At 31.8% G+C, this 12,502-nt stretch carries 13 protein-coding genes; 4 read left to right on the forward strand and 9 right to left on the reverse strand.

Annotation, left to right across the window (positions count from 1 at the left end; all coding sequences use genetic code 11):
* Positions 1 to 56: 56 nt before the first annotated feature.
* From argS to ABMY20_RS13200, 4 genes are all read left to right on the forward strand, one after another.
* A complete protein-coding gene (gene argS, locus ABMY20_RS13185) occupies positions 57 to 1,829 on the forward strand; it encodes an arginine--tRNA ligase (RefSeq protein ID WP_349265528.1) in 1,773 nt (590 codons plus the stop codon).
* A 34-nt stretch (positions 1,830 to 1,863) separates the two neighbouring features.
* Complete coding sequence (gene lpdA, locus ABMY20_RS13190) at positions 1,864 to 3,252, forward strand: dihydrolipoyl dehydrogenase (protein WP_159614808.1); 1,389 nt, start codon at positions 1,864 to 1,866, stop codon at positions 3,250 to 3,252.
* Positions 3,253 to 3,315: 63 nt separating this feature from the next.
* Positions 3,316 to 3,768 carry a hypothetical protein gene (locus tag ABMY20_RS13195; RefSeq protein WP_047789091.1) on the forward strand — a complete coding sequence of 151 codons (453 nt, stop codon included), beginning with the start codon at positions 3,316 to 3,318 and terminating at the stop codon, positions 3,766 to 3,768.
* A gap of 95 nt (positions 3,769 to 3,863) precedes the next feature.
* Positions 3,864 to 4,055, forward strand: a complete 192-nt coding sequence (locus ABMY20_RS13200) for a hypothetical protein (protein ID WP_349265529.1) — start codon at positions 3,864 to 3,866, stop codon at positions 4,053 to 4,055.
* A 256-nt stretch (positions 4,056 to 4,311) separates the two neighbouring features.
* On the opposite strand, the gene ABMY20_RS13205 is transcribed toward ABMY20_RS13200, so the two are convergent.
* From ABMY20_RS13205 to ABMY20_RS13245, 9 genes are all read right to left on the reverse strand, one after another.
* On the reverse strand, positions 4,312 to 5,757 hold the full coding sequence (locus tag ABMY20_RS13205) for a hypothetical protein (protein WP_349265530.1): 1,446 nt from the start codon (positions 5,755 to 5,757) through the stop codon (positions 4,312 to 4,314).
* Positions 5,758 to 6,088: 331 nt separating this feature from the next.
* On the reverse strand, positions 6,089 to 7,780 hold the full coding sequence (ettA, locus tag ABMY20_RS13210; protein ID WP_047789093.1) for an energy-dependent translational throttle protein EttA: 1,692 nt from the start codon (positions 7,778 to 7,780) through the stop codon (positions 6,089 to 6,091).
* A gap of 19 nt (positions 7,781 to 7,799) precedes the next feature.
* Positions 7,800 to 7,976: a CAL67264 family membrane protein gene (locus tag ABMY20_RS13215; RefSeq protein WP_239180883.1), complete on the reverse strand. Its 177-nt coding sequence runs from the start codon at positions 7,974 to 7,976 to the stop codon at positions 7,800 to 7,802.
* A 136-nt stretch (positions 7,977 to 8,112) separates the two neighbouring features.
* Positions 8,113 to 10,137 (reverse strand): NADPH-dependent 2,4-dienoyl-CoA reductase, encoded by a 2,025-nt coding sequence (locus ABMY20_RS13220; RefSeq protein WP_047789095.1) that lies wholly within the window; start codon positions 10,135 to 10,137, stop codon positions 8,113 to 8,115.
* 126 nt (positions 10,138 to 10,263) lie between these two features.
* Positions 10,264 to 10,737: a hypothetical protein gene (locus tag ABMY20_RS13225; protein ID WP_173361007.1), complete on the reverse strand. Its 474-nt coding sequence runs from the start codon at positions 10,735 to 10,737 to the stop codon at positions 10,264 to 10,266.
* A gap of 203 nt (positions 10,738 to 10,940) precedes the next feature.
* Positions 10,941 to 11,381 carry a MarR family transcriptional regulator gene (locus tag ABMY20_RS13230; protein WP_082118638.1) on the reverse strand — a complete coding sequence of 147 codons (441 nt, stop codon included), beginning with the start codon at positions 11,379 to 11,381 and terminating at the stop codon, positions 10,941 to 10,943.
* Positions 11,382 to 11,430: 49 nt separating this feature from the next.
* Positions 11,431 to 11,679, reverse strand: a complete 249-nt coding sequence (locus tag ABMY20_RS13235) for a glutaredoxin domain-containing protein (protein WP_047789098.1) — start codon at positions 11,677 to 11,679, stop codon at positions 11,431 to 11,433.
* A gap of 94 nt (positions 11,680 to 11,773) precedes the next feature.
* Positions 11,774 to 12,058, reverse strand: a complete 285-nt coding sequence (locus ABMY20_RS13240; RefSeq protein WP_349265531.1) for a GNAT family N-acetyltransferase — start codon at positions 12,056 to 12,058, stop codon at positions 11,774 to 11,776.
* A complete protein-coding gene (locus tag ABMY20_RS13245) occupies positions 12,058 to 12,489 on the reverse strand; it encodes a (4Fe-4S)-binding protein (RefSeq protein WP_253057332.1) in 432 nt (143 codons plus the stop codon). Before ABMY20_RS13245 ends, ABMY20_RS13240 begins: the two co-directional genes overlap by 1 nt.
* Positions 12,490 to 12,502 lie beyond the last annotated feature (13 nt).

Consider the following 12,502-nt stretch of genomic DNA (forward strand, 5'->3'; position numbering starts at 1 on the left):
ATCGTGGGAAGAAAAAATTAAAAACACTAATTTTGTGCGACAATTAAAAAGAACCAATGAATATTCAATCGTTAATAGAAACGAAAGTAAAAGAAGGATTTTTAGCCTTGTATGATGTAGAAATTCCTAGTGTAGAATTTCAAGCAACCCGTAAAGATTTTGAAGGTGACATTACAGTAGTTGTCTTCCCATTACTACGGTACAAAAAAGGAAATCCTGTTCAAATTGGTGAAGATTTAGGAAAATATTTAGTCGAGAACATCAACGAAATTACTAGCTACAATGTCGTAAAAGGTTTTTTAAACTTAGTGGTTGATGATTCTTTCTACGTAAACTTTTTTAATCAAATAGCTACTGATGCAACTTATGGCTTTGTAAAAGAAGACAAAACAGATGCACGTATGGTGGAATATTCTTCTCCTAACACTAACAAACCTTTACACTTAGGACATGTTCGTAATGTATTGTTAGGATATTCTGTTGCTGAGATTTTAAAAGCTGCGGGACATAAGGTTTACAAAACACAAATTATCAACGATCGTGGTATTCATATTTGTAAGTCAATGTTGGCTTGGAAAAAATTTGGAGAAGGTCAAACTCCTGAATCAACTGGATTAAAAGGCGATAAACTGGTTGGAAATTACTACGTAAAATTCGATCAAGAATATAAAAAAGAAATTAGCAACCTAGTCGCTTCTGGTGTTCCTGAAGACGATGCTAAAAAACAAGCTCCTTTATTTGTTGAAGCACAAGAAATGTTACGTAAGTGGGAAGCTGGTGATAAGGAAGTTGTTGCTCTTTGGGAAATGATGAACGGATGGGTATACAAAGGTTTCGACGTTACTTATGAAAACATCGGAGTTAACTTTGATAAATTATACTATGAAAGTAACACCTATTTATTAGGAAAAGATATTATTGAGGAAGGTTTACAAAATGGAGTTTTCTTCAAAAAAGAAGACGGTTCTGTTTGGTGTGATTTAACTGACGAAGGACTAGACGAAAAGCTAGTATTACGTTCAGACGGAACTGCCGTGTATATGACACAAGATATCGGTACTGCTATTCAACGCTCTAAAGACTTTCCTGATGTAAACGGAATGGTATATACCGTAGGTAATGAACAAGATTACCACTTTAAAGTGTTATTCTTAATCTTACAGAAACTAGGATACTCTTGGGCGAAACAATTGTTCCATTTAAGTTATGGAATGGTTGATTTACCTTCAGGAAAAATGAAATCTCGTGAGGGTACTGTAGTTGATGCCGATGATTTAATGAATGAAATGACGAACACTGCTCGTGAGATTTCACAAGAATTAGGAAAACTAGAAGGGTATTCAAACGAAGAGAAAGAGGAATTATATAAAATTATCGGATTAGGTGCTTTAAAATATTTCATTTTAAAGGTAGACCCTAAAAAGAGAATTTTGTTTGACCCGCAAGCATCGGTAGACTTCCAAGGAAATACAGGTCCGTTTGTACAATATACGTATGCAAGAATTCAATCTATCTTACGTAAAGCTGACTTCGATTATTCTTCATCTGTATCTGTAGAATTACACGAGAAAGAAAAAGAATTAATTAAGCAATTAGAATTGTACCCTGAAGTAATTCAGCAAGCAGCGAGTAACTATTCTCCTGCTGTGATTGCCAATTACACCTACGATTTGGTAAAAGAGTTCAACTCATTCTATCAAAACGTATCTATTTTAGGAGAAGAAAATCAAGATAAGAAAATATTTAGAGTTCAGTTATCTAAAAAAGTAGCTGATACTATAAAATCTGCATTCAAATTATTAGGAATTCAAGTTCCTGAAAGAATGTAATAAATTAACAAACAACAAGTAAAAAGTAAACAACATGAAATACGACGTACTAATAATTGGAAGTGGTCCTGGAGGTTATGTAACTGCAATTAGAGCATCTCAATTAGGGTTTAAAACCGCTGTAGTTGAAAAGGAAAACTTAGGTGGAATTTGCTTAAACTGGGGATGTATTCCTACCAAAGCATTATTAAAATCTGCACAAGTATATGATTATTTAAAACATGTTGATGAGTATGGTTTAAAAGCAGAAGCTATCGATAAAGATTTCGAAGCTGTTATTAAACGTAGTCGTGGTGTTGCTGAAGGAATGAGCAAAGGTGTTCAGTTCTTAATGAAGAAAAACAAAATTGATATCATCGACGGATTTGGTAAAGTGAAAACTGGAAAAAAAGTAGATGTTACCGATAAAGATGGTAAAGTAACTGAATATTCTGCAGATCATATTATTATAGCTACTGGAGCTCGTTCTCGTGAGTTACCAAGTTTACCTCAAGATGGTAAAAAAGTAATCGGTTACCGTGAAGCTATGAGCTTACCAACACAACCTAAATCGATGATCGTTGTAGGTTCAGGTGCTATTGGAGTTGAGTTTGCTCATTTCTATAACTCAATGGGAACTGATGTAACTGTTGTTGAATTTATGCCAACAATTGTTCCTGTTGAAGATAAAGATGTTTCTAAACAAATGGAGCGTTCTTTCAAAAAAGCGGGAATTAAAGTAATGACAAGTTCTTCTGTAGAGTCTGTTGATACGTCTGGTGACGGAGTAAAAGCAACTGTAAAAACTAAAAAAGGAGAAGAAGTTTTAGAAGCTGATATCGTTTTATCTGCTGTTGGAATTAAAACAAATATTGAAAACATCGGTTTAGAAGATGTTGGAATTATTACTGATAGAGATAAAATCTTAGTAAACGACTGGTACCAAACGAACATTCCAGGATACTATGCGATTGGAGATGTAACTCCTGGTCCGGCATTAGCACACGTTGCTTCAGCAGAAGGAATTACTTGTGTTGAAAAGATTGCTGGTTTACATACTGAAGCTATTGACTATGGAAACATTCCTGGTTGTACCTATGCTACTCCTGAGATTGCTTCTGTTGGTTTAACTGAAGAGCAAGCAAAGGAAAAAGGTTACGAATTAAAGATTGGTAAATTCCCTTTCTCTGCATCTGGTAAGGCTAAAGCTGCTGGAACTCCTGACGGATTTGTAAAAGTTATTTTTGATGCTAAGTACGGTGAATGGTTAGGATGCCATATGATTGGTGCTGGTGTTACCGATATGATTGCTGAAGCTGTTTTAGGTCGTAAATTAGAAACTACTGGTCATGAAGTATTAAAAGCAATCCACCCTCATCCAACAATGAGTGAAGCGGTTATGGAAGCTGTTGCTGACGCTTATGATGAAGTAATCCACTTATAAAATTCTCAAACTTTATATAACTATAACCTCGTCATTTTTGGCGAGGTTTTTTTATATTTGAATATGAAAAAAATACTCCCAATATTCGTTTTATTATGCTGTTTTTATTCTTGTAAAACAGAAGAAAAAAAAACTCCTTTAAACCCATTAACGGTTCCCTTAAACGAACGTCCTATACCAAAACTTCCAAATACTAGAAATATTTCTACTAATGTTATTGGAGGTGCACATTATATATGCCCTAACAAATGTAAAGGAGGAACTTCAAGTGTTCAAGGCACCTCTTGCCCTGTTTGTAAAACTCCTCTTGCTCATAACCAAGGCTTTCATAATACCCAAAACAAAACTTCGAACTCACCAATATCAACACCTGTAACGCCCCCCACTTCTGGTCCAAATGCAGCAGGACAATATCATTATACTTGTTCTAACGGTTGTACTATTGGTTCAGATAATTCAGGTCAATGTAAGAGTTGTGGTGGAAAGCTAGTTCATAACGCTGCTTTTCATAGTTAAAAAGTACGTAATTTCCTTACTATTATTACGGTTTTTAATTAAGTTCCTTAACCTCTATTATCTAACTTTGTTATAAATTATAAAAATTTACACTTATGTTAAGAAATGTTTTAAAATTAGGTTCTGTTTTAAAAAAACATGAACAAAAATTAATTGCCGGGGGAAATAATATGGAAGAATGTTCTTTAGGAGATCGTTGCTCTATTGGATCTCAATTTCCTTCTGACTGCCTTCCTGATGTTGATTTTTGTTGTGTTAATGGTTTTTATGAAATATGTGGTCAATAACATAATCATCTCCTAAGATATAATTTATACTTTAAAGCGTGTGATCAGAATATATTAAAGAATTTATAAACCTCACCATAATAAGGTGAGGTTTACATAACAGCTCTACTTATAGTAGCTTGATGACACTTTTATTTAAAGAAATTATTATTTAATATTTTTTGCATTTTATTTTTCTAATATATCTTACCTGACCTAACTATACCACCAATTCATTAGAAATGCTGATAAAAACCTTTTAAGGCTATAAAAAAGTTTATATCAAAGATTTTCTTAATCCCTCTTCTACATTCTTCCACAAAAAGTTCCAAAAAGAACGGGTTTGATCTCTTTCAAAGTTTTTTATTTCTACCTTTTCTAATTTATTTTTTGAAGAATTTTTCACAAATAAATTAGCTAACCAAGAAACTACTTTTTTTACTCCTTTTTGCTTATTGAGCATTTTCAACTCAAGGTTTTTAAATGCTATAGCAAAATCTCCATTAGAAAAATTATCATTACCATAAAAATTAAAAAACAACTTATCTATTTTACCTTCGCACTTTATATTTAGTGCAGGCTCTATAAATGAGTTTATATTTTTTGAACTTACTTCATAAAGTTTTCCTTTAATTGTAAAAGCATCATTAACATCTGCTATATTGAATCTCCAATCAATTGATAAAGGAGATGTTCCCATAAAGTCACTTTTAATCTTAATAATTGTAGTTGGAATGCTATCTTTTATTTTAACATTTGTCAAGTTAGTTACAATTGCATCAATGTTTTCAAAACTTACCAATCCTGCTTTTCTTTCCTTATTAGTTAGCTCTTCATAAGTAATTTTAGTTTCCTTTATTTTAATACTATCAATTACAAAATTAATTGGTAGTTCTCTTAGACTCTTACTATATAAGTCTTTTCTTTTGTTTCTATGATTAAGAACTGTTGCATCTAAGTACACACCAAAGTCTCCATCACTTATTAATATTTTGTCAATAGTAAAAAGTAACTTTTTTTTATTTGTTAATTTTATTTTAGGTACTTCTATTTTTTTAATAAATAAATCTAATATATCCTTTTCATAAGGAACATGATATATGTAGTTCTTTCTAGGTTTAAGAGGAGTAATTTTCACACTATCAAGTTTAAGAAAATTATCCTCCAATTTAAGATTAGCTATGCTATAAGATTGAATTTCTGAACCCTGTGCATCAAAAGCATTAAGCTTCAATGAAATTTTTTCATATAGAAAAGGAATTGTCGTTTTTAAATCTTTTGAGTATTCTAATTTTGTAAGTTTTAACCTATAGTTATCTATAGTAATAGGGTAATTTTTATCATTTATAATAGCTAAAGTTGAATTTTTAATTTCTAACTCATCAATAGTTATTGGCATTCTCTTTTTTTTATGTATAGTATCTTTTTCCTTAGCATTAAATATATCTTTAGGTATTTTTCCTTTTATAATAGAACTATTTAAGACTATTTTATCGATTGATAGTTTATCTTTAATAAAGTAAGCATAATAAGAAACTCCTTTTACACTTAAGTTATTTATTTTAAGATGTATACTATCTTTTTCTAAAAAAAAATCATCAATACTAATATTACCTAATAATACATTAGCTTTTACTTTTCCTGTATAATTAATATGTTTTTTAACTAAGGTTTCTGTCAGTTTTTTTTCAATTTTACCTGCTGCTATATAGTTCAGACTCAAAATTAAGACCGAAAATAGGACTACTATTATTACAATTATTTTTATTGTTTTTTTTATCACAGCAAATTTTAAATTTTGTTAAACTTAGTTAATTATTTATTTTTTTTACATTTAAAACCCTCTGAAACATTTAAAAAAAATATTTAATTCTATTTTTATTGAATATTTTTCATTTCGGCATAATAGTTGTTACTAACAAAACATTAACATAATAACTACTACTATGGAAAACTATCTACTAAAACAGTTTTGCAATTTGAGGGGATGATTGTTATTGAAAAAGAAAAACTCGAAGTTAATAGCTTCGAGTTTTATTTTATAAATGTTTTATTTACCTGATTAACTTCTTATATTTAATTCGCTTAGGCATTAAATCTCCTCCTAAACGCTTCTTCTTGTTCTCTTCATAATCAGAGAAAGAACCTTCAAAGAAATACACTTGACTATCTCCTTCGAAAGCTAAGATATGTGTACAAATACGATCTAAAAACCATCTATCGTGCGAAATTACCACAGCACATCCTGCAAAATTTTCTAAACCTTCTTCTAAAGCTCGTAAAGTATTTACATCTAAATCGTTTGTTGGCTCATCTAATAACAATACGTTACCTTCTTCCTTTAACGTCATTGCTAAATGCAAACGGTTACGCTCTCCTCCTGATAAGGTTGCTACCTTTTTATTTTGCTCACTTCCCGAGAAGTTAAAACGACTTAAATAAGCTCTTGAATTTACTTGTTTACCTCCCATCATCACTAAATCTTGACCTTCAGAGAAGTTCTCCCAAATAGATTTTTCTGGATCAATATTAGAATGTGACTGATCTACATAAGCTATTTTAGCTGTCTCCCCTACTTTAAAGCTTCCCGCATCAGGAGTTTCTTCTCCCATGATCATTCTGAAAATAGTGGTTTTACCAGCTCCGTTCGGACCAATAATTCCTACAATTCCGGCTTGTGGTAGGTTGAACTCTAAATTTTCGTATAATAATTTGTCTCCATAAGCTTTAGAAACACCTGTAGCTTCTATTACGTTCGTTCCTAAACGAGGACCATTAGGAATGTATATTTCTAATTTTTCTTCCGTCTGCTTCTGATCTTGACTCATTAACTTTTCGTAGTTCTTCAAACGTGCTTTTTGCTTTGTTTGACGACCTTTTGCTCCTTGACGTACCCATTCTAACTCTCGTTCTAAAGTTTTTTGACGCTTAGAGGCTGTTTTACTTTCTTGAGCTAAACGTTTAGATTTTTGGTCTAACCAAGATGAATAGTTTCCTTTCCATGGAATACCTTCACCTCTATCCAATTCTAAAATCCAACCTGCAACGTTATCTAAGAAATAACGATCGTGTGTTACTGCAATTACCGTTCCTTTATATTGTGCTAAATGATGCTCTAACCAATGTACAGATTCTGCATCTAAGTGGTTGGTAGGCTCATCTAGTAATAAAATTTCTGGTTCTTGTAATAATAAACGACATAAAGCAACACGACGACGCTCTCCTCCAGATAATACTCCGATTTTCTTATCTCCTTCTGGCGTACGCAAAGCATCCATCGCTATTTCTAACTTAGTATCTAATTCCCATGCATTAGAAGCATCAATCTTATCTTGTAGTTCAGCTTGACGATCCATTAACTTTTGCATCTTATCTGCATCAGAATATACTTCTTCTAAACCAAACATATCGTTTATTTTATTGTATTCATCTAAAATAGCAACTGTTTCTGCTACTCCTTCTTTAACAACTTCTAAAACGGTTTTATCTTCGTCTAACTGAGGTTCTTGTTCTAAATATCCTACTTTATAACCTGGAGAGAACGTAACATCTCCTTGGTAGTTTTTTTCTACTCCTGCTATAATTTTTAACAAAGTAGACTTACCTGAACCGTTTAAACCTAAAATACCAATTTTAGCTCCATAAAAGAAACTTAAATAGATATCTTTAAGAACCTGTTTTCCTGTACTTTGGTAGGTCTTAGAGACCTTATTCATTGAAAAAATGACTTTTTTATCGTCGCTCATTTCTCTATATTTTCTTTAATTAAACTCTTCCTTTTAGGGCATTAAACACCCATGCATTTGCAAAAAAACCTAAACCAACAGCTCCAAATCCATACCCTGCTATTTCATCATATTTAAATACTGCTAATCCAATAAGTAAAACCCCCATTAATACCATTATAAGCGTTGCCCAACCTAGGACAGTGTTTTTGTTCATTGCCATAATTTACTTTTTTCAATAAAATGTGAGCTACAAATATCGGTAATTATTTAGACTTATTCACTGTAGTTTTGCGCATAAAAAAAGTCTTACCAATGCAAGACTTTTTAGTGATTTTAAATTTATATACATACTAGAGTTCAGCAGCTAACCTACTTCCTTGGTTTATGGCTCTCTTTGCATCTAATTCTGCCGCAACATCAGCTCCTCCAATTACATGTACTTTCATTCCTTTGGCTTCTAATGGCTCTAACAATTCTTTAAATGGAACTTGACCTGCACAAATAATCACATTATCAACTGGTAATACTTTTTGTTCTTCATTTTGAACATAGTGTAAACCTTCATCATCTATTTTTGTATACTGTACTTCATTTATAAATTGTACTTTTTTTCTTTTTAATACTGAACGATGAATCCATCCTGTAGTTTTTCCTAAATTTCCTCCAAACTTTCCTGAACTACGTTTAAACATATATATTTCTCTTGGTGAAGGATGAACTTCAGGAGTAACACCTTCTATTCCTGCACGTGATTTTAATGTTTTATCAATACCCCATTCCTTTAACCAAGCATCTATATTTTGAGAAGTACTCTCTCCTTCATGAGCTAAATATTCTGAAACGTCAAAACCAATTCCTCCCGCTCCAATAACCGCAACACGTTTACCTACAGGTTTCTTTAATTTCACAACATCAATATAACTCAATACTTTTTCATGATCAACCCCTTCTATTCTTGGGGTTCTCGGTGTAATTCCAGTTGCTAAAACAACCTCATCAAAATTACCATTGTATAAATCTTCAGCAGTAACCCTTGTGTTTAACTTTACATTTACCTTATGCAATTCTAATTGCTTATTAAAATAACGAATGGTTTCATAAAACTCTTCTTTTCCTGGAATTTGTTTTGCTATATTAAACTGACCTCCTGTTTCTTTATCGGCATCAAATAAGGTTACATCGTGCCCTCTTTGAGCTGCTACTGTTGAAGCTGCTAAACCAGCTGGTCCTGCTCCTACAATTGCTATTTTTTTCTTTTTTGAAGTTAGATTATAGTTAAGTTCTGTTTCGTGACATGCTCTTGGGTTTACCAAGCAACTTGCTACTTTCTTTTGAAATGCATGGTCTAAACAAGCTTGATTACAAGCTATACAAGTATTTATTTCATCTATTCTTTCTTCTTTAGCTTTGTTTACCCATTCTGGATCTGCTAAAAATGGGCGTGCCATTGAAATCATATCTGCATGTCCTTCTGCCAAAACTTTTTCAGCAGTATCTGGCATATTTATTCGGTTAGAAGTAACTAATGGAATAGATAGTTCTTCTTTCATTTTTTTGGTTACCCAAGTAAACGCAGCTCTAGGTACTGAGGTTGCAATAGTAGGAATTCGTGCTTCATGCCATCCAATACCTGTATTGATAATAGTAGCCCCAGCTTTTTCTATTTCTTTTCCTAACTGTACTACTTCTTCCCAAGAACTTCCTTGTTCTACCAAATCTAGCATCGATAAACGATAGATAATGATAAAGTTCTCTCCAACAGCTTCTCTAATTTTACGAACCAATTCTACTGCTAAACGAATTCTATTTTCATACTTACCTCCATAATCGTCGGTTCTTTTATTAGTTCTCGTTACTATAAACTGATTAATTAAATATCCTTCAGACCCCATGATTTCTACACCATCATATCCTGCTTCTTGTGATAATTTAGCACAGTTTACAAAGTCTTTTACTGTTCTTCGTATTCCCGATTGCTTTAATGCAAATGGTTTGAAAGGCGTTATTGGTGATTTGATTTTTGAAGGTGCCACATTAAATGGGTGGTATCCATAACGTCCTGAGTGTAAAATTTGCATACATATTTTACCGCCCTCTTTATGAACTGCTTCTGTAATTACTTTGTGTTCACGGGCATGCTTTTTTGTACTCATACGGGCAGAAAAAGGTGCTGTCCATCCTTGAATATTCGGTGCAATTCCTCCTGTAACAATCAAACCTACCCCACCACGTGCACGCTCTGCATAGTAAGAAGCAATGCGTTTAATTCCATTTTTTTCTTCTTCTAAACCAGTATGCATAGATCCCATTAACACTCGATTTTTTAAAGTAGTGAAACCTAAATCTAACGGCTCAAAAATATGTTTGTATTTCATTGTTGAATTTTTATAAAATATTATGCATGCATAACAAATTGCAAGATACATATTTTTTATTATATTTTTTTTATATAAAAAGACCCTATACAATGTATAGGGTCTTTTTATACTTTTAGGGTATTTTTACCACCAAAATATTATGATTAAACCATTTGAACATATAATGATTATAATAATCCTAACTTTGGTTCCATCATTTAATTCGGCTTCAAACCTGTAAATTGGTTGTCTTTGATACTCATGAGGTACTTGTATTACATTACCATCTTTCATTCTGTGCTCTGCCAAACCAACACCTGAAAATTCATCTTTTACGATACGGTAACTTTTTAAATCTTCTTTTTTAAGGTTTCCTCTTTCTAAAAATAAATCTAAAGTAGGTTTTTCTAGCCCATTTGGGTTCATTGGGTATTCATCTGCTCTAACTACTCCGTAATCTTCATGATAATCTAGCTTTAAGTCTTCTGCTGATTTTGCAGCTTTAGTATCTAAAGTTTCTGTTTGAGTTTCGTCTAATAATACAGTTTCTTCATTTTGACATGATGTAAATACCATAAAAAAGATACTTACAAACATTAGGGTTTTTAAAGTCTTCATAAAATTGAGTTTGGGTTAATTAATCAACTCAAATATATCTAAGCATTATTTAGGAATACCTAGGTAAAAGACTACTTATAATACAAGATAATCCTCTTATTTTTAAAAGGATAATAACTTTTTATACACTCATGTAATTTCTATTTCTTAAAAGGCGTAATTTTTAATCTATATTTCCCTTTTATTAACTATAAACACAAAATCTATTGTCTAATTTTATCTAGTAAACCACTAAGTTGTGTAGCTTCTTCTTCCGTTAAATTTTCAATAAAATCTAAATGTAACTTATCATCTATTGCTTTTAATAACTTTTTTCCTTGTTGCGTAATACTTATATAAACTACTCTTCTATCATGCTTACATCTTTCACGATCTATTAAATTCTTCTCGTATAATTTATCCATTAATCTCGTAGCATTTGGAGCTCGTTCAATCATTCTATCTTTTATTGTTTGAACTTTTATCGCTTCTTTTGCTCCTCTTAAAATACGAAGAATATTAAATTGTTGAGATGAAATACTGTACTGCTTAAAAAACTCATTTTCTTGACTGTTTATCCAGTTAGCAGTGTATTTAATATTTATAAACGCTTTAATTTTATTATTTGGAAACTTTGAATTAATATCTTTTGAAATATCTCCCATTGCTTTGGTAATTAGCTGTTAGCTATTAGCCTTTTTTATTAAAATAAGATTATCCTTTTAACTTTAAGTCTTGCATTAATTTGTTGAAAGTATCTGATGATGGTGTTAGATACACTTCATCATCAACAAATAGCGTTGGATATTTAACTTGACCTTCATATAATTCTTTCGTGTGTTCTTTTGCTTCATCATCAACAGAAACATCTTTATATTCAAATGGTACTTCTGCAGATTTTAAAAAATTTTTATATGCAACTGTATGTGCATGTCCTTTTCTACCATATAAAACTATCTTCATTTTTAACCTCCTTATTTTGAGTACAAAAGTACAAAACACACATTTATATACCAAGGAATATAAATTCTTTACAAATATTGAAAAGGAATTTTATTTAAGCTAAAACGTCTGAGTATTCAGGCTTTTTATCAAAAACTGATTTAGCAAATGGGCATAATGGAAGTATTTTGATATTTTTACTTCTAGCAAACTCTACTGAGGCTGCTACTAACTTATATCCTGCTCCTTCTCCTCTTAAATCATCACCAACTTCAGTATGATCTATAATTAATTTATCCTTACCTGCCCAAGTATACGTCATTAAAGCAGCTCTATTCCCTTCAACTTCAATATAGAACTCTCCTTTTTTATCATTGTCTTCTTGCTGTACTTTCATCATTATCCTTTAAACTCAACTTTTACATGTGTACCATCACAATATGGTTTGTTATGAGAAGCCCCACACCTGCAAAAAGCAGTTGTTTTATTTTTCTTTTCTGTTGTACCATCCGGATTAGTTACATGCAGAGTTCCGTAAATTAATAAAGGACCATCTTCTAATGCTTCTACCTTAGTTTCTGTATGAGCTGCTGCTTGACTCCCTTCTCTTTTTGAAATGTATGATAAAGCTCCTGATGGGCATTCCTCTACTTGCTTTTTAATTCTTTCTGTAGTAGCTCCATCCATCTTAATCCAAGGTCTATTTTGTGGATTAAAAACCTGTATCAAGCCTTTCCAACATTTTTTTGAATGGATACATTTGTTTGGCTTCCAAACTACAGTAATATCATTATTACTATAGTTCTTTACAATTTCCTTTGCTTCTGACATAACTTAAAATTTT

Origin of the sequence: Tenacibaculum sp. SSH1-16 (assembly GCF_040104435.1) — a bacterium.
Lineage (GTDB): Bacteria > Bacteroidota > Bacteroidia > Flavobacteriales > Flavobacteriaceae > Polaribacter > Polaribacter mesophilus.